This window comes from Paenibacillus sp. JQZ6Y-1, from assembly GCF_040719145.1.
Lineage (GTDB): Bacteria > Bacillota > Bacilli > Paenibacillales > Paenibacillaceae > Saccharibacillus > Saccharibacillus kandeliae.
Map to the genome: position 1 here is coordinate 2,134,893 of NZ_JBFDUZ010000001.1, position 17,705 is coordinate 2,152,597.

Annotated in this window: 15 protein-coding genes and 1 riboswitch; of the genes, 2 read left to right on the top strand and 13 right to left on the bottom strand. The window is 46.4% G+C overall.

All coding sequences use genetic code 11. The features are described from left to right. Positions 1–135 precede the first annotated feature (135 nt). From thyA to pdhA, 6 genes are all read right to left on the bottom strand, one after another. Positions 136–930, bottom strand: coding sequence for a thymidylate synthase (thyA, locus tag ABXR35_RS09075; protein ID WP_367058480.1), 795 nt, complete (start codon positions 928–930; stop codon positions 136–138). Positions 931–1,336: 406 nt separating this feature from the next. Continuing rightward, positions 1,337–1,486 carry a 50S ribosomal protein L33 gene (gene rpmG / locus ABXR35_RS09080; protein ID WP_082472246.1) on the bottom strand — a complete coding sequence of 50 codons (150 nt, stop codon included), beginning with the start codon at positions 1,484–1,486 and terminating at the stop codon, positions 1,337–1,339. A 505-nt stretch (positions 1,487–1,991) separates the two neighbouring features. Then, positions 1,992–3,416, bottom strand: coding sequence for a dihydrolipoyl dehydrogenase (gene lpdA / locus ABXR35_RS09085; RefSeq protein ID WP_367058483.1), 1,425 nt, complete (start codon positions 3,414–3,416; stop codon positions 1,992–1,994). Positions 3,417–3,420: 4 nt separating this feature from the next. Further along, complete coding sequence (locus ABXR35_RS09090; protein WP_367058486.1) at positions 3,421–4,785, bottom strand: dihydrolipoamide acetyltransferase family protein; 1,365 nt, start codon at positions 4,783–4,785, stop codon at positions 3,421–3,423. A 290-nt stretch (positions 4,786–5,075) separates the two neighbouring features. Beyond that, positions 5,076–6,053: an alpha-ketoacid dehydrogenase subunit beta gene (locus ABXR35_RS09095; protein WP_367058489.1), complete on the bottom strand. Its 978-nt coding sequence runs from the start codon at positions 6,051–6,053 to the stop codon at positions 5,076–5,078. 103 nt (positions 6,054–6,156) lie between these two features. After that, positions 6,157–7,224 carry a pyruvate dehydrogenase (acetyl-transferring) E1 component subunit alpha gene (pdhA, locus tag ABXR35_RS09100; protein WP_367058492.1) on the bottom strand — a complete coding sequence of 356 codons (1,068 nt, stop codon included), beginning with the start codon at positions 7,222–7,224 and terminating at the stop codon, positions 6,157–6,159. A 264-nt stretch (positions 7,225–7,488) separates the two neighbouring features. Between pdhA and ABXR35_RS09105 the strand changes: the two genes are divergently transcribed. Both ABXR35_RS09105 and ABXR35_RS09110 read left to right on the top strand, forming a co-directional pair. Next, on the top strand, positions 7,489–8,223 hold the full coding sequence (locus tag ABXR35_RS09105; RefSeq protein ID WP_367058495.1) for an alpha/beta hydrolase: 735 nt from the start codon (positions 7,489–7,491) through the stop codon (positions 8,221–8,223). A gap of 577 nt (positions 8,224–8,800) precedes the next feature. After that, positions 8,801–9,448: a thiamine diphosphokinase gene (locus ABXR35_RS09110; protein WP_367058498.1), complete on the top strand. Its 648-nt coding sequence runs from the start codon at positions 8,801–8,803 to the stop codon at positions 9,446–9,448. Between the two features lie 236 nt (positions 9,449–9,684). Here the strand turns inward: ABXR35_RS09110 and ABXR35_RS09115 are convergent, their stop codons facing one another. The 7 genes from ABXR35_RS09115 to ABXR35_RS09145 form a co-directional block, all read right to left on the bottom strand. Further along, complete coding sequence (locus ABXR35_RS09115; RefSeq protein WP_367058501.1) at positions 9,685–11,016, bottom strand: MoeB/ThiF family adenylyltransferase; 1,332 nt, start codon at positions 11,014–11,016, stop codon at positions 9,685–9,687. Beyond that, positions 11,013–11,780: a thiazole synthase gene (locus tag ABXR35_RS09120; protein ID WP_367058504.1), complete on the bottom strand. Its 768-nt coding sequence runs from the start codon at positions 11,778–11,780 to the stop codon at positions 11,013–11,015. The genes ABXR35_RS09115 and ABXR35_RS09120 overlap by 4 nt, the downstream gene beginning before the upstream one ends. Position 11,781: 1 nt before the next feature. Further along, the gene (thiS, locus tag ABXR35_RS09125) at positions 11,782–11,985 is read right to left on the bottom strand and encodes a sulfur carrier protein ThiS (protein ID WP_367058507.1); all 204 of its coding nucleotides are present in this window, start codon (positions 11,983–11,985) and stop codon (positions 11,782–11,784) included. A gap of 48 nt (positions 11,986–12,033) precedes the next feature. Further along, positions 12,034–13,233, bottom strand: a complete 1,200-nt coding sequence (gene thiO / locus ABXR35_RS09130; RefSeq protein WP_367058510.1) for a glycine oxidase ThiO — start codon at positions 13,231–13,233, stop codon at positions 12,034–12,036. Next, a complete protein-coding gene (locus ABXR35_RS09135; RefSeq protein WP_367058513.1) occupies positions 13,223–13,957 on the bottom strand; it encodes a thiamine phosphate synthase in 735 nt (244 codons plus the stop codon). Before ABXR35_RS09135 ends, thiO begins: the two co-directional genes overlap by 11 nt. A gap of 421 nt (positions 13,958–14,378) precedes the next feature. Then, a riboswitch (TPP riboswitch) is annotated at positions 14,379–14,486 on the bottom strand. Between the two features lie 221 nt (positions 14,487–14,707). Beyond that, entirely contained in the window at positions 14,708–15,613 is a 906-nt protein-coding gene (locus ABXR35_RS09140; RefSeq protein WP_367058516.1) for a hypothetical protein, read from the bottom strand. A 403-nt stretch (positions 15,614–16,016) separates the two neighbouring features. After that, a complete protein-coding gene (locus ABXR35_RS09145; protein ID WP_367058519.1) occupies positions 16,017–17,519 on the bottom strand; it encodes a serine/threonine protein kinase in 1,503 nt (500 codons plus the stop codon). Positions 17,520–17,705: the final 186 nt, after the last annotated feature.

Sequence of the window (17,705 nt, forward strand, 5' to 3'; positions counted from 1 at the left end):
TATTTAGCTTTATTCATACAGCTCAATTGAAACTTATATACATGGAGCAGTACAAAGTACAAGAGATCTTTTGATTGAATGATAATTGCGTAGTACAGGTTCATCTGCTCACAACATAATTAGTAGATCGGATGATCAGATTGCGATTGGTGCTTTGATGGTTGGATGGTATTCGTAATTTTCGAATTGGAAGTCTTCGAATGTGTAGTCGAAGATGGATTCTGGTTTGCGCTGGATGTTTAAAGTCGGCAGTGCATGAGGCTCGCGCGTCAATTGCAGTTTGACTTGCTCCAGATGGTTATTGTAAATGTGTACATCACCGCCGGTCCAGACGAGATCCCCGACTTGTAGGTCGCATTGTTGAGCGACCATATGGGTCAGCAGTGCATAGGAAGCCAGATTGAATGGCAGACCTAGGAATGTATCGACGGAACGCATCTGGAACATACAGGATAGCTTACCATCGGCCACGTAAAATTGGAAAGCATAATGACACGGTGGCAGTGCCATATGATCAACTTCAGCAGCATTCCAAGCGTTGACGATATGACGACGGGAATCTGGGTTGGTTTTGATTTGATTGATTACAGATGTAATCTGATCGACTTGCTCACCGCCTGGACCACGCCAGTCGCGCCATTGAGAACCGTAGACACGACCCAGATTGCCATCCTCGTCTGCCCATTCATCCCAGATCGTTACGCCGTTTTCACGCAGGTAGTTGATGTTCGTATCACCACTGAGAAACCACAGCAATTCGTGAATGATGGAGCGTGTATGCATACGCTTCGTGGTCAGTAGTGGAAAGCCCTCCTGCAAGTTGATTCGCATCTGACGACCGAATACAGAAATGGTCCCTGTGCCAGTACGATCTCCTTTTTCCACTCCGTTATCCAAAATATCCTGTAGCAGTTCCAAATATGCTTTCATTTCTATGCACCTCATCATTAAGACTTTTGTTCAAAAGAAGCAGCAGCTTCTCAGTTACCTGTAGTACAGGTTCTCCTCTGTCATACTGCTCTTGTTATGCAACATCGTATGCTGCATACGGTCGCTATTTTTACACACAAAATCTAGTGTACCATTCTTCATGATTTTCTGTACAGCTTAATCCAGCTTGCTATTCATTATGTTCTATTATAATCAGTGGATCCAAAAATACCTATAGTTATTCCTGCATAATCGACTGCCATGTATGTATCATGCACATATCCTGTTCTCTCGTTCACAAATGAAAACTTTTGCTAATTATCCTCCTCCCAACAGCAATTAAGACAAAATAAAAACCCCTGACTGCCATAGCAGCCAAGGGTCTTATTACACATTCAAGCGAAAATTAACGAGTTTCGCGGTGAAGCGTGTATTTTTTCAGACGTGGGCAATATTTTTTCAGCTCAAGACGCTCCGGATGGTTCCGTTTGTTCTTGGTTGTTGTGTAGTTACGATCGCCAGTCTCTGTGCATGCCAAAGTTACGATAACGCGCATGTGAATTCACCTCACTTCATTGGTAATCAGGAATGATTAAATTAACTCTTCCGTAAAATCAATTGAAACACCTTGTCCATTTTAGCATACATTGTTTTAAAAACCAACATATTTTTACGAACATGTATTCACTTGAATTCCAGCATATGAAAAACCGCCAGGAGCTCTCTGGCGGCTTTTCTCTGCCTTTACCAGTTCGTGAATCTAGTACCACATTCCGGCGAGCCGGTGATGTGTGTCTCTCTTCACAACGGTATGAAGGCTGCAGGATTGCATACTTCTGCCATAAGCGATAAAGATGAAATTAGGAGTACGAATAAGCAACAAATATGGAATCATGGCAGAGTTTAAAAAGTAATGGGAAAGCAGCAGCGACATCCTATCACACCGCTGAATGCGATAGGATAACGCTCGCCACCTTCTTTCCTACTTCCTGTATGCAACACGGAAGGATCAAGATATATTCATCTATACGATGAACATTTGTCGTCCCTGTTCAAAGAAATTACTTTTTACGTGGAGCAATAACGTGGATCGGATGACCCATAACCAGCTCAGCTGCTTCCATTACGATCTCACCCAGTGTTGGATGCGCATGGATTGTCAGAGCCAGATCTTCCAGTGTAGCGCCCATTTCGATAGCCAGACCCATTTCTGCAATCATGTTCGAAGATTCCAAACCTACGATTTGGCTACCCAGTACAACGCCTGTTTCTTCGTCGGCAACGATTTTCACGAAGCCTTCAGTGTTACCCAGGGAAGTTGCACGACCGTTACCGGCATAAGGGAATTTACCTGCGGATACTTTGTATCCATTTGCTTTTGCTTCAGTCTCTGTCAGACCTACGCTTGCGCATTCAGGATCAGTAAACGCTACAGCAGGTACACATTTGTAATCGATCACGGAAGGCATACCGGAGATCACTTCAGCTACAACTTTCGCTTCGTAGGAAGCTTTGTGTGCCAGTGCTGGACCTTCAACGATGTCGCCGATTGCAAAGATGTGTGGGATGCTTGTACGTCCTTGATGGTCGATTTTCACCAGACCACGATCAGTCATATCTAGTTCAATCAGATCCAGACCCAGCTCGCCGTCTGTGTTTGGACGACGACCAACGGTAACAAGCAGGTAGTCAGCAGTCAGTTCTTGCTCTTTGCCGTCAACTGAGAATTTCACAGTAACATCTTTGTCGGTTTGAGTTGCACTTTCCGCTTTCGCGTTTGTGAAGATCTCTGCACCGGATTTTTTCATGTTTTTCGCTACGAGCGAAGTCATATCTTTATCGAAGCCTGGCAGGATAGTATCCAGACCTTCAATGATTGTAATTTTCGTACCGAATTTAGCATACATTTGGCTCAGTTCGGCACCGATGTATCCACCACCGATAACGATCATCGATTTTGGAATCTCAGGCAGGTTCAGCGCTTCTGTCGAAGACAGGATGCGACCACCGAACGGGAATGCTTTCAGTTCGATTGGACGGGAACCTGTTGCGATGATGCAGTTTTTGAAACGGTAGCGCGGGGACTCGTGGTCGTTGAACAGACGCGCTTCGTTTTCGTTGATGAACATGCACTCACCTTGGAAAACTTCAACTTTGTTGCCTTTGAGCAGACCGCTTACGCCGCCAGTCATTTTTTTCACAACGCCGTTTTTGAATTCTTGGGTTTTGCCGAAGTCAACTTTTACGTCGCCTACAGTGATACCGAATTGTTCGCCGTGCTGTGCAGCTTCAAACTGGTGAGCAGCTGCGATCAGTGCTTTGGAAGGAATACAACCACGGTTCAAACATACGCCACCAAGCTCGGACTTGTCGACGATCAGAACTTTTTGACCCAGTTGTGCAGCGCGGATGGCGGCTACATAGCCACCAGGTCCCGCACCAATTACTAACGTTTCAATATCGATAGAAGCATCTCCTACTACCATTGAATTACACCTCCATAGTTAACAGCTCAGGGTTACCAAGCAGTGATTTGATATGGTTCATAAAGTGTTGTGCAGTTGCGCCGTCAATAATACGATGGTCAAAGCTCAGGGACAGTGCCATTACTGGTGCTGCTACCACTTCGCCGTTTTTGATTACTGCTTTTTCGCTGATGCGGCCTGTACCCAGAATCGCAACTTCAGGGAAGTTGATGATTGGAGTAAAGAACATACCGCCTGCGGAACCGATGTTGGAGATCGAGATCGTACTGCCTCTCATTTCGTTAGCAGCCAGTTTACCGTCACGTCCACGAACAGCCAGATCGTTGATTGTATCAGCGATCATGAAGATGCTCTTACGGTCAGCGTCTTTAACAACTGGTACGATCAGACCGTTAGGCGTATCTGTTGCAATACCGATGTCGTAGTGTTTTTTGTATACAATTTCTTCTGTTTTTTCGTCGATGGAAGCGTTCAGTGCTGGGAATTGACGAGCCGCGGACACGAGTGCTTTTACGATGAATGGCAGGTAAGTGACTTTTGTACCGCGTTTTTCAGCCAGTGGTTTCATGCGTGTACGGAAAGCAACCAGTTCAGTAACGTCAACTTCGTCCATGATCGTTACGTGTGGAGCTGTGTACGCGGATTTCACCATAGCGTTAGCGATAACTTTGCGGATACCTTTGAATGGTACGCGCTCTTCGTCGCCAGCTGCGGATGCTGCTGGTGCGGAAGAAGGTGCTGCTGCAGAAGCTACTGGTGCTGCTGCTTTTTCTTCTGCTGCAACTTCGGAAGTTGCGCTAGAAGCTACTTGACCGCCACCTTGTTTGAACGATTCCACATCTTCGCGAGTGATTTTGCCGTTGCTGCCTGTGCCACTTACTTGACCCAGATCAACGCCTTGCTCACGCGCAAATTTGCGAACGCTTGGTGTAGCCAGTACATCTTTGTTTGGTGCTGCTGGAGCGGAAGCATTTGTTGCTTGACCGTCTTTCGCATCAGCTGGGCTGGAAGCCGCTGGAGAAGTGCTAGTATCAGCGCTACCTTGAGCTGCGTCGATTTCTTGACCGCTCTTCTGTTCTGGTGCAGATTGCTCAGCTGGTTCTTCTTCGTCTTGATCAGGGATATCGCCTGTTGCATCGATGATCGCTACTGTTTCGCCAACGTGGCAAACTTGACCATCTTTTGTCAGTACTTCGAGTACTGTACCTTCAACGGGACAAGGAACTTCAACAACCGCTTTATCATTTTGTACTTCCATGATGATGCTGTCGTCTGTTACTTTGTCACCTGGTTTAATATGCATCTTGATGATTTCGCCTTCGTGCAGTCCTTCACCAAGCTCTGGAAATTTATATACGAATCTTGCCACTTGCAAAACCTCCCTGATTACAATTGTTGAACAGCACATAATGCCGATATTTCAACAATCGTTGATAAGTAAATAATGTGTACCGTACAGCATATTGCGACAGTATGCCGCTTATGGGCAAAGCCAAAAGGCGCCTGTAGAAAGGTATCCGCCGGTCTCCACCTTCCCGGGATGGATGGTTGACCGGACGAATGCCATCTTGCAAACCGCCTCTGGTTTCATTGCACCTTTCATTCATCAAGTCGTGAACCGTAGGTCCAAATGAGCCGAAAGGCTGCTTGAATCCTGAATTAGAAGTTCATTACTTTATTTACAGCGTCGATAATGCGTTGTGGTGTAGGCAACCAAGCATCCTCAACTTGTGCAAACGGATAGATTGTATCCGGCGGGCAAACACGCAGTACTGGAGCTTCCAGATGCAGGATTGCTTTTTCGTTGATTTGTGCGATAACTTCTGCTGCTACGCCAGCGCTCTTTTGAGCTTCTTGCACTACAATCGCGCGGTTTGTTTTTTGTACGGAAGCAATAATAGTGTCGATATCGATTGGGCTCAGTGTGCGCAGATCGATAATTTCAGCATTAATGCCTTGTTCTGCCAGTTGATCAGCAGCTTTGGTTGCTGTGTGAACCGTCATACCGTAACCGATCAGAGTTACGTCGGAACCTTCACGTACAACATTCGCTTTGCCGATTTCGACAGTGTAAGCTTCTTCAGGTACATCAGCACGGAATGCATGGTACAGGTTCAAGTGCTCCATGAAGAATACAGGGTCGTTTTCGCGAATTGCCGCGATCATCAGACCTTTTGCATCGTAAGGGTTCGAAGGGATAACCACTTTAATACCCGGAGTTTGTGCCAGCAGACCGGACAGATCGTCAGTGTGCAGCTCAGCCGCTTTTACACCGCCGCCGAAAGGTGTACGGAACACGATTGGTGCATTGTAGCGACCACCGGAGCGGTAACGCAGACGTGCTGCTTGTACTGCCATTTGGTCAAGAGCTTCAAAGATAAAACCTACGAACTGGATTTCAGCGATTGGACGGAAGCCTTGGATACCCAGACCGAACGCCAGACCGCCGATCGCGGACTCAGCCAGCGGCGTATCGAATACGCGCTCCTCGCCAAACTCGTCTTGCAGACCTTCTGTCGCACGGAATACACCGCCGACTTTACCAACGTCCTCACCAAAGATGAGCACGTTAGGATCGTTTTTCATCTCAACGCGAATCGCGTCACGAATCGCTTCTTTCATATTCATTTGTGCCATTTGCTTCATTTCCTCCTTAAACATTTCACTGTTCATGTTCACGCATCAAGGATGTGCTACGGTACTATAGATAAACCTCAAACGTCACAAAGGACGGATGATCTTATTGGAAATCAGCTTTTTGCTCTTCCAGATCGTGAGGTGTTGTTTCGAACATGCTATCGATCAGGCCAGCAACAGTCATTTTCTCTGTTTTCTCGGCTTTTTTGATCTCTTCATTTACTTTTGCTTTTGCTTCTTCTCTTACGCGCTCTGTATCTTCATCAGACCACAGACCTTTTTCACCCAGATATTTCGCAAGGCGAGCGATAGGATCTTTTTCGCTCCAGATACCTTCCTCGTCTTTTGTACGATATTTGCTCGTATCATCGGACATGGAGTGTGGACGGAAACGATAAGTGACAGCTTCGATCAGAGTAGCGCCTTCGCCGTTACGTGCGCGTTCAGCAGCTTCACGAACAGCCGTGATTACTGCGAATACGTCCATACCGTCGATTTTTACACCTTTGATACCAGCAGCAACCGCTTTGTGAGCGATCGACAGTGCAGCGGTTTGTTTTGCAAATGGAGTTGTGATGGCATAGCCATTGTTTTGTACGAAGAAGATCGCAGGCAGTTTGTATGCACCAGCAAAGTTCAGACCTTCGTAGAAGTCACCTTCGGAAGAACCGCCGTCACCTGTGTAGGCGATAACGACTTGTTTTTGTTTTTTCAGTTTGTAGCCCATTGCGATACCCATCGCATGCACGATTTGTGCACCGATGATGATTTGTGGCATCAGAACGTTAACGCCTTCTGGAATGCGTCCACCTTCTTGGTGACCACGGGAGTACAGGAATGCTTGATGCAGCGGCAGACCGTGCCATACCAGCTGTGGCATATCGCGGTAACCCGGACATACGAAATCTTCTTTATCTAGCGCATATACGCTACCAACCATTGTTGCTTCTTGACCGGAAACCGGTGCATAGAAACCAAGACGACCTTGGCGGCCGAGGTTAACGGCACGATCATCCCAAGTACGTGTAAATACCATACGGTACATAATTTCTTTCAATTGATCATCAGTCAGATCAGGTACTTTGTCAGGATTGACAATTTTACCTTCTGGGGAGAGAACGGAAAGTGCTTCCACTTCTTCCGTGTAAACTTCATAAGGAACCTTGCTCATTTTATTCACCTCAATAAAAAATTTGAATATCATGTTCCGCTGTTATAGAATTATTATACACCTGTTCTACTCGGTTCGTCAAAGCATACATTGAAATTCATAAGCAGCAGCGATTGTTGTATGTATAACAGGTATATTCAATTGATATAACAGTTGATACAAATTTTGATATATTTCTTGAAAAGCAGACTAGTCAATCTTAACGCATTCTGTACTGCAATGCAAAATACGAATACAACAATTACGATGAAAAAGGTGATCACCATGACAGATTCCCGTTACCTCAAACGTACGATTCTAAAAGAAGAAATTCAAAGTCGCCATCTAGGCGAATCGCGTACCCTGCGCATTTACCTGCCACCCGGCTATAATGAACTGCTCAGTTATCCGGTCGTGTATTGCCAAGATGGCGAGGAGTTCTTCAACTTCGGACGGATTGCCACTTACGCCAATCAGTTGATTCTTGATGATAATATCGAACCATTTATTGTAGTAGGCGTTGAAGTAAACACGAAAATCCGTACTCAAGAATATGCACCATTCGGTAGCCGCTTTGATGCCTACACCACTTGCTTTGCCGAGGAGATCATTCCTTATATTGAAGGAAAGTATCCAGTGCGCGCATCGGCTGATGAGCGCATTCTCGCTGGCGACTCGCTTGGCGGCAGTGTATCCATGCATCTTGCCCTTCGCTATCCACAGCTGTTCCAACGCATTATCAGCCTGTCTGGTGCTTATTACGAGCAAAGCCAACAGTTGATTGCTGCTGAAAGCAACCTATCCGCTCTCGACGTATACATGATCGTCGGTTTGCAGGAAACGGATTTTGAAAGTGATACAGGTATATACGACTTTGTACAGCTCAATCGTGATACACGTGATTTGCTGCTAGAGCGCGGTGCCACCGTACGCTACGCCGAAAAAGATGGCAAGCATTTGTGGGGCTTCTGGCAAAAAGAATTACCGGATGCGCTCAAATATTTCCTCAAGGAAGTGTAACAGAGTGGCACATTCCATACTCCCTTTTGCATGAATACATCTAACCATGACTGGTTTTCGTGTCAGGTAGAGATATACATCCATAGACATGGCGATGCCCTTTCTGCGCACCATCATCCAGCCGCAGCGTTTCTGTCGCTGCGGCTTTTCGCTACACACTAGGCAACTGAGCTTGATACGTCTGCTTAAAAAATAGTCAGTCACTATAGATCTCCAGCTTGAGGTGCATGGAGCAGCAGATCACGCTACCTTCTTACAATTATAGGAACTGTCTCTTGCACTCATTGGGACTGTCATGGACAACTCTTAACTTATTACATTTAAAATTGGGAATTCAAACGGCATTTCTCAATGTTTACGCTTACATTTCAAATCGTGAAATGATTCTATCTGTTTACCTTGCTAGACAATAGACGCAGTAAACAGGCAATCTCCCCAAACTCTATTGTATCGGTGCATGTAAAAGTTGCGCAACTGTAATTTTCAATTTAGAGTTACATATATAGGAACGGGATTGCCGTAAACTGCCGCTGTTCTATCGTCGGCACATCATTATGTATAGAAAGAGGGAGATTTCATGGCTGCAACACGCGCTCTTATTTTCTCAGGCGGTCTGTTACACCCTGATTTTTTGAAGGAAATCCGTGAAGATGATTTTGTGATCGGAGCTGATCGGGGAGCCTTATTTCTTGTAGAACACGGGATTCGACCGCATCTAGCGATTGGTGATTTTGATTCTTTGCAAGATCCGCATATTCAGCTGGAGCAAATTCGTGAACATTCCGACGAGGTGATCGTATTCGATCCCATCGACAAAAACTGGTCGGATACCGAAGCCGCGTTCGAAGCCGCCATGCAGCGTCATATTTCAAATATGGTGATCTTTGGCGCACTTGGTACACGTTTTGACCATACGATGGCTAACATACAGTTATTGGTACGGGCTTTGCAGCATCAGGTGCATTGCGTGATTCAGGATATGAACAACTACATATCGTTGACGTCCACCTCCTCCATCGTGCACAAGCTGGAATACCCGTATGTATCGCTGCTACCGATTACTTCTGAGGTAACGGGTATTTATCTAGAAGGATTTCAGTATCCGTTGGAAAATGCTACGCTACGCATGGGACAATCGCTGGGGATCAGCAATCATCTGGCAGCCGAGCAAGGTAAGGTGACCATCGAAGGTGGTCTGTTGATGATCATTCAAAGCCGAGATTAAACGAAGGTAACGCTTCGCTATTGTTATACGTAAGTACAATAAATCGCAACTATTCTTCTATGAAAAAGAGATGTAAGTCATTGTGACTTACATCTCTTTTTTCGCTATTATTCCACTGTTTTTCAAAATAGCCGAATAACCTGCTCAAATTATCATTAAAATTTTAGCTGCTGTTGATGGAAAATGTAGCCGATTCGCTCCATATCTACCTGCTCAGCGACAAATATCATTCGTATTTAACCAAAATAACGGTGATATATCGTTCGTGCTTCGGCAATATCTTTTGTACCATGCACCATCACCCTACCATCCTGAAAGACGACCATTCGTCTCCCCTCATGCAGTGTCATCGACAACAGAAATGGATTTACGGTCACGTCATGCTCTGACTGCCCTCTCAAGCGACGAGCCGTCTGTGGGAGATCAAGCTGTTGTCGCTGTGCGGGACGAATCTGTACCGTATCGCGTCCGCATAACACTTCACTTTTACTCTGTCCTTCATGACTTAAATGCGGATAGGTCGGATGCTCTCCACATGATGGACAGCCGGTACGACGAGCACTATTCATTTTGATCGAAACCTGCTCATTGCGCCACAAATCAAATGACAATAGTGTTCCCCGCAACTGCTCGCTATGCCCACTGAGCAGCTTTAACGCTTCGGTGGTTTGATGGGCAACAACCATTTGCACAGCTGGTGGAATAATACCCGACGTATCACAAGTATCCCCGCCAAGCGGTGCCGATTCCATCAAGCATTGTAGACACGGCGTTACACCAGGAACAATGGTAAAGGTAATTCCGTAACTTCCCACACAACCGCCATAAATCCACGGAATACGGTGCTTTTGCGAAATGTCATTGATCAGCAGACGAGTCTCAAAATTGTCGGTCGCATCCATAATCAGATCAACGCCGTCCACCCATTCCTCGATCTCATCCGCTGTCACATCAGCGATATGTGCTTCAATCTGTACCGTGGAGTTGATCTGTCGAAGACGATCACGAGCCGCAATCGCTTTAGGGACACGATGTGCAGCATCCTGCTCGGTAAATAGCTGCTGACGCTGCAAATTGCTCCACTCCACATAATCGCGGTCAGCAATGATCACGCGTCCTACACCCGCACGTACCAATGTCTCGGCAGAGCTGGAACCCAGTGCGCCAGCACCAATAATGAGCACGGTTGATTGCAGCAATTGCTGCTGACCTTCCCGTCCAAGTGGTGTAAACAACTCCTGCCGTGAGTAACGTTGATGTGTATCAGCCACAGGTGAGGATACTGGCGGCTCGATATCCTGTTCTTGTTCCTGTTGTCTTTGTTCATCGGATTCTGCCTGATAGAGGGCTGCGGCAGCCTTTTGCTGCTCGTCCTCTACTGTATGCTCCAGTAGATCGTGAGCAACTTCCTGCTTGTCTTCCACTATGCGCTCCGATAGATCCGATGCAGCTTGCGGATTGTCCTTCGCTATATGCTGTGGTAGATCGGATTCAGCTTGTTGACGCTCATCCTGTTGATCCAATGAAGCAGCAGACTGCTGCATATTTCGTTTATCGTCTCGACTCAAGTCGTAATCATCCCTTCTGCAGGGCTGCTTGCCACTGCGTACTGCCGTACCGGAATCATGCCTGCTTCTCTGCCCAATCGACCAGCTTCCACAGCCAATCGCATGGCATTTGCCATACGTACCGGATCAGTTGCACCAGATACCGCTGTATTGAGCAGTACGGCATCAGCACCCAGCTCCATCGCACGCGCTGCATCGCCAGGGGAACGAATACCCGCATCCACGATCACAGGCACAGTCGCATCGCCAATAATCCATTCCAACGAAGACGGATTGAGAATCCCGCGTCCAGAGCCAATCGGTGATGCTCCTGGCATGACAGCATGTACACCGAGCTGTTGCAGCCTTTTTGCCAGCATATAATCATCAGAAATGTATGGCAGTACCGTAAACCCATCCGCCAGCAAGATTTCGCAGGCTTTAAACGTTTCCAACGGGTCTGGTAAAATCAATGCGTCATTGCCGATGACTTCAACCTTTATCATATCACACAATCCAGATGCTCTGGCGAGACGGGCGATACGCACCGCTTCTTCCGCTGTGTGAGCACCCGCAGTATTGGGCAGTAGCTTGTACCTTTTCAAATCTAACCGTTCCAAAATATTCGGTTCATCTGGTCGTTCCAAATTCAAACGTCGGACGGCAAAGGTTAATACTTCTGTGCCTGAAGCTTCTACTGCCTGCGTCTGTATATCCAGATTGCTAAATTTACCAGTGCCTAGCAATAGGCGGGATGAGAATTGATGCTGTCCAATATTCAACATATTAGCCACCTCCTACAAAATGTACAATCTCCAGCTTATCGCCTGCTTCTAACTGAGCCTGCCCATGATCCTGCTTTTGCAAAATCTGTTCATTATGCTCGACAATGACCATCTTCTCCTGCAATTGTAGAATGGTTAGCAATTGCTGTACGGTGCCTGGCGATTCGGTAAATGTTCGTGTATTCCCATTAATAATCAACTCCATAGCCATGTCTTCCTTTCGTTGGCGATTTTTAGTTTGCCCTATATTTGTTCATGATGTAGCAATAGGAACAGATGGAGTGTTCATGTCTTTTAAAGAATGCAAGGCACGCTCGGGATGGAAGCAGCTTGGAATGGCAGCATTGCCACGTCCAGCTATACCATCTGCCATCCATTTCGCTGTTCCAGCAGCGAGCAGAATTCCATTGCGATAATGTCCAGAGGCGATCCATAATCTGGGCATCTGCGGAACAGCACCGAGATATGGCAATTCGTCCGGTGTTCCGGGTCGTACACCCGCCCAGCAGCGTAATAATTCACCCTCGGCAAGTCGTGGGATATAACGCTGACCTTTCATCAACAACTCCATCACTGCTCCCGCTGTAAAGGTTGTATCTCGCTGCCCCGGTTTGCTGGTAGCTCCAACCCAAATGCGATGACCATGCTTTGGAATCAAGTACACCTGCTCACCATAAACCGTATGGTGCAGCCAAGGTGTAGGTGTACGCAGTTCAATCAGTTCCCCTTTAACTGGGATAAAAGGTAAACGCCAGTGTTCCGCCGTTAATAGTCGCGCTGTACCTAGACCAGAAGCCAATACTACATGCTCGCCATATAATACAGCGTCATCGGTCACTACACCACGCACCATACCTTGGTGTCCCGGTTCACGCAGCAACCGAATCACATCATGATCCCGATACATTGCTACTCCTGTAGAAATGGCGGCTCCGACCAGCGCTTCTGTCAGTAGTCGCGGAATAAGCTGCATCTCATGACGGTTATACATCATGCCTCGATCTGCCCGTATATACGGCTCGACTACAGCCAAACGTTGAGAATCCCACCATTCCAATTCTTGCTGCTGACTGGTTTCACTGTATACATCACTCTCTGAATAGGCGCTACTTATATGCTCAGAATTGGATGAAGTAGTGGCTGCATGTTCAATTGGTAAAAGAAATCCTTCACTGCGAAGCCCAATATCGATTCCGGTGCAATCATGCAACCGCTGTGCCAATGCTGGATAGAGTGAACGACTGCTTAATGCAAGCCGCTGTAAATCAGGATGGGCAAAATGCTCAGATGATGCTGCCAGCATTCCTCCCGCCGCACCAGAAGCTCCTGCTGCTGGATGTTGCTTTTCTACTATGGCGACGCTTGCTCCACGACTTTGGCATTCCAGTGCAATGGCTGCACCAATGGCACCTGCACCAACAACGATCACATCGTACTTCCCTTTATTTCGCATGGATGTCACTCCCTCCGCTGGTATGGGTATCGAATGAAACAGGTGGCTGTATAAGTTCGGCTTGTACAGTCCCTATATGTTGAATAGCAGCTACATATTGCTGAACGCTCTCCAACGGAGAGTGAGCAGTAAATATAGAGGACATCACTGCTATACCAGCCACTCCGGCGCTACGTAGCTCGGCAATATGCTGTGGCTGAATGCCGCCAATGGCAATAACCGGAATATGCAATGCTGAGCAGACCTGTGCCAGTTCCTCTATACCGCGCGGCTCCATCCCCAATTTGGAGTTAGTAGCGTAAATATGACCGAATATGGCGTAATGACAGCCTTCCTGCTCAGCTTCTACTGCACGTTGAGCACTGTGGACAGAACGACCGATGATCATTGACGATGGTTCATTAGGACCCGCTGATAACGCACCAACGCTCAGGACGCGATCACTACGATCACTGGAATTATTATAGGTCGGCATGGGTGCAAACTCTGGCATATGTACACCTTTGATACCCAATTCCACAACCAACTCTGGATGATTGTTCACCATGATCTTAGACGCAGGTATTCCTCGTAGCAACATCTGCTGCACGGTCTGCCGAATGTGCTGCTGTGTCCAGCTTTTTTCACGAATATGGATAGCTGTAACATGAGGATGAATAAGCGAGCTGATATGGATGATATCTTGCTGCGATAATGTTCCGGGTGTAACTACATGCAGCTGCATTGTGTCACCTTCTTTGTATCATTCGTTTGTATGAGTAATGGATCGTAGGCGCTGAGTAAGACAAATGTTACGCAAAAAAGCCACTTTCCTATTGGAAAGTGGCTGTTTATTTTATCATTATATAATAAACAGGGTCTACATAGAGATACACCTACACATTCAGTGATCTGTCTGCTGCCCAGAGCAATACCAGATGAATGAGGTGAAATAGAAAAAGTCATTCCATGTAGCAGCTTCTCTACACATCATTTGTATGATTGAATGGAATCATCGTGATCATCATTTGATACACTCATGATCTGGTACATCCATGATCTAATACATGATAACAACGCACCATATAATAGATGATAATGCACTCTATTCCTACCATACTTGATGCTATATAAAGCACGGAATACTTATTTATTTTTCTCATATCGTGTATGCTCTTCCACTTCCCTACGCTGGTATGATCCAGATCAGGTCCAAAGGGTTCGTCAGCAGTTCGCTGTCATCTCAGCCTCTATAGGCTCCCCTAGTGCATATGGATATGCAATTGTCGTTTCAAACATTTTCATCTTAGCAAACCTATTTCAATAAAGCAAATATAAATATAACATCTACCTTTATCAATCGGCTTGCGGCTTAGTTCATGTCATATAGTTGCTTATTTATGTAAATGCACCATCGGTGCATTTTATATTCTGTACTTATGCTTTATCGGCGTACACTTGGCGTGCGGATCACACAATATCGGCTATCATTCCATCAGACGGGAGAATATACAAGAGAGGGCATCTTCAATGCTAGATGACGAATTCGATGAATCGTGGAACGCTCGCCTGCCAGTACTGCTTGCTGCGGCAAAGCTGCATTTTCCTGCTGTTCCAATTGTTCCAACATACCAGAGGTCAGCAAAAAGGATTGTCTGAAAAATTGACCTAGCTGTTGCTCCGGCCAATCCAGAACCAAACGATTACGCATAAAGGATAACAAACGCTGCACATTCCAAGCATCCTGTAGCGGCTGGCAATGATTTAGTGTATACAACTGACGCTGCAATCCAAAGCGACGGCTGATTTCGGTCTCCGTCAGCTTGCCTTTCGGCTGATAGGCACCAATGACTGGCATCCACGATGAGCGCCATTCCCAGTCCGCGTACAACGGATTGGCAAAGAAGTTATGCAGAGATTCCCGATTCTGTCCCAAATTCACTACAACTAGATCCGCCAGTTGCAGCAAGGGAAGCTTATCTGCACCACAACCAGCATCCATCAGCACCAGATCATAATGCTGACTTGCCGCCTGAAATAGATTTTTCCAAAATACCGGATTGCGATTGGCATCATGATGTCCGTACTTGGTTCCTGCTAACAAATGAAGACGATCACGTACAAGTGGAACCATATTATCCGTTACATTGCTTGCATTTAAAATGCCCGATTGCTGTAAATAATGTAGACGATCAATGCCCGGTCCGTTCTTCCAGATGTCTGCTGCTGTCTGGCTCAAATCGGCACTTAATCCATATTCCACACCTTGTCCACGTTCATCGTTATGGCAGAGAAGCAGACGTGCTCTGTATTGCAATGCAGCTGTAATAGCTGTAATAACTGTATGCGCAGACGTTTTGCCTTGTCCATTGTCTGGACTCCAAAACATAACCGTCGTCATATTCACTCCCCCTTATCTCCCTGGCTATCCGTGGGATCATAAGCAGTCGGTTTATGATCCTGTTTGTGCGTTCGTGTGTATACAGGCAGCAGACTGACAGCACATCAGGGCGCAACCGACAACAATATGCCGGTGCAAATGTTCCTTGTAACATGGCGATTCATAATCGCAGCCCTGAAACGGTGGCTGTACAATGTTTGCGGATGGCCCGTATCCATTAACCTTTGCTACGAATAGAGAGTGAACAGGTGTGGTTGAGGTCGCAGATAGCCGTTTAGTACAGCTTATAATATATTACTATTGCTTCAAAGTGATAAAAGAACGAGTCTGGAGTAATCATATGTACCCTATCTGCTCTATAAGCATCTGCGACTTTATACATTCTAATTTGGCAAAACCGAATTTAAAACAGGGAAAGACTGAATCGGAAACGCTTTTTACGCGGAACAGACGGTAAGTAATTGCGCAAAAGAGCAGCTAATAATTCATCGGTGTCTTGCTGCCGATCAAACGGATCAGACTGACATGGCAAGCTATATACATGATCAGTTCCTAGTTCTCTCTGCAATCGTTGTACGGCTTCATCCTGTGCGAGTGGCAGACAATATTGCCACTTCTCCTGTGTATACCGCCGCAAATCCTGAACCATATTCAGTATGTCCTGATACCTCCATTCCGCTCCAGAACCGACTACAAGCGGCAAGTCGGCACGTAAAAACTCCTCTAACCGATCATTGCGCCGATATCCGCCCAGATCTAGCACAAGAAAATGATAGCTACCACTAAGCAGCGACACCACTTCCGCTCGCGCCGCTTCACGCCAGTAATCTACCCCTTCTAGCTCAAACCGTCGCGATTCGCCTAGCCTATCTTGTTCAGCCATTCCCTGCAATGCCACCTGCTGAATGCGGGCAAATGCGCCAGGATAGCTGTTCATTTCGACCAATGCGACTTTATGCCCAATCCGGGCAAGATAATGAGCAATACTGACCGCTGTATGAGTCGTTCCTGTTCCTGATGTCGCTCCGATCAGTGCAATGACCTGTGTCGTCTTGTTCCATTGCAGTATGGTGGAAGAAGATTCATCGTTATGACGAGCATTCACATGCCCAATAGCAAGATGCAGCGCAGTTCTTGCTTCTTGCGCCGACTGAAAACGGTTGGCAGGACTATATTGCAATAGGCGACGCAATATTTGTACAACAGCTGGTTTTATATCATGTCGAATTGCAGCTTCTACCTCACTATGCCACTCACTGTATTTGCCCCCAGTAGACAAGTACAACAGCAATGCTCCCAAACCATACAGATCAGAGCGGTGATCGGTCTGTCCACTACCATACTGCTCGGGTGCAGCAAAACCAACCGTGCCTAACTTTACTGTATCCTGATTTTCTTCTGGCTTAAATGTACGAGCAATGCCAAAATCAATCAAACGAATCTCACCCTGAGTCGTAATCATTACATTGGATGGCTTCATATCGCGAAATACGATAGGGGGATTATGCTGATGCAAATATTCTAGTACATTCAGCAGTTGATCACCGCAGCGCGTAATAAAATCGCCATTTACCGTATCCGGCTCCATGTGGAACCGATGCTCTAATGTATCGCCATCAATATAATCCATCACCAGATAAGTATAGCCATCTGGATCACTTTGAATATAATCTACAATGCGCGGTAAAAAAGGATGCACCAGCGTGGTCAGCATCCGTGCTTCAGCTGCCGCTTCGCGATACTTGGACGGTAGCGATATCGTCTCCTTGATCGCCCACTGCTTGCCGGGCAGCTTCAAATCGTGTGCCAAATATACATGACTCATCCCACCGCTACCAATCCGTTGTTCAATACGATACCGCTGCTCCACAATCATTCCTTGTTGCAGTCGTGTCGGAAAAACCATTTCTACCTACATCTCCCCTCCTATAAAAAGCTATAGTATAGCTCCTTACAGTTCGTCTATAGTTATGGCAGCGAACAGTGATGATCTCCTCAAGCGGGTATAAAAAAAGAAAAGCATCCCGCCGAATAAACGCCATTATGGCATTCACTCAAACGGGATGCTTTCCCTGTCCGCTGCATATTTAAT

Coding starts and splice junctions, on each gene's coding strand:
- ABXR35_RS09140 (WP_367058516.1), bottom strand. CDS start 15,613: ATGACGACGGTTATGTTTTGGAGTCCAGACAATGGACAAGGCAAAACG.
- pdhA (WP_367058492.1), bottom strand. CDS start 7,224: ATGAGCAAGGTTCCTTATGAAGTTTACACGGAAGAAGTGGAAGCACTT.
- lpdA (WP_367058483.1), bottom strand. CDS start 3,416: ATGGTAGTAGGAGATGCTTCTATCGATATTGAAACGTTAGTAATTGGT.
- ABXR35_RS09110 (WP_367058498.1), top strand. CDS start 8,801: ATGGCTGCAACACGCGCTCTTATTTTCTCAGGCGGTCTGTTACACCCT.
- ABXR35_RS09135 (WP_367058513.1), bottom strand. CDS start 13,957: ATGCAGCTGCATGTAGTTACACCCGGAACATTATCGCAGCAAGATATC.
- ABXR35_RS09120 (WP_367058504.1), bottom strand. CDS start 11,780: ATGTTGAATATTGGACAGCATCAATTCTCATCCCGCCTATTGCTAGGC.
- ABXR35_RS09105 (WP_367058495.1), top strand. CDS start 7,489: ATGACAGATTCCCGTTACCTCAAACGTACGATTCTAAAAGAAGAAATT.
- thiO (WP_367058510.1), bottom strand. CDS start 13,233: ATGCGAAATAAAGGGAAGTACGATGTGATCGTTGTTGGTGCAGGTGCC.
- thiS (WP_367058507.1), bottom strand. CDS start 11,985: ATGGAGTTGATTATTAATGGGAATACACGAACATTTACCGAATCGCCA.
- thyA (WP_367058480.1), bottom strand. CDS start 930: ATGAAAGCATATTTGGAACTGCTACAGGATATTTTGGATAACGGAGTG.
- rpmG (WP_082472246.1), bottom strand. CDS start 1,486: ATGCGCGTTATCGTAACTTTGGCATGCACAGAGACTGGCGATCGTAAC.
- ABXR35_RS09095 (WP_367058489.1), bottom strand. CDS start 6,053: ATGGCACAAATGAATATGAAAGAAGCGATTCGTGACGCGATTCGCGTT.
- ABXR35_RS09145 (WP_367058519.1), bottom strand. CDS start 17,519: ATGGTTTTTCCGACACGACTGCAACAAGGAATGATTGTGGAGCAGCGG.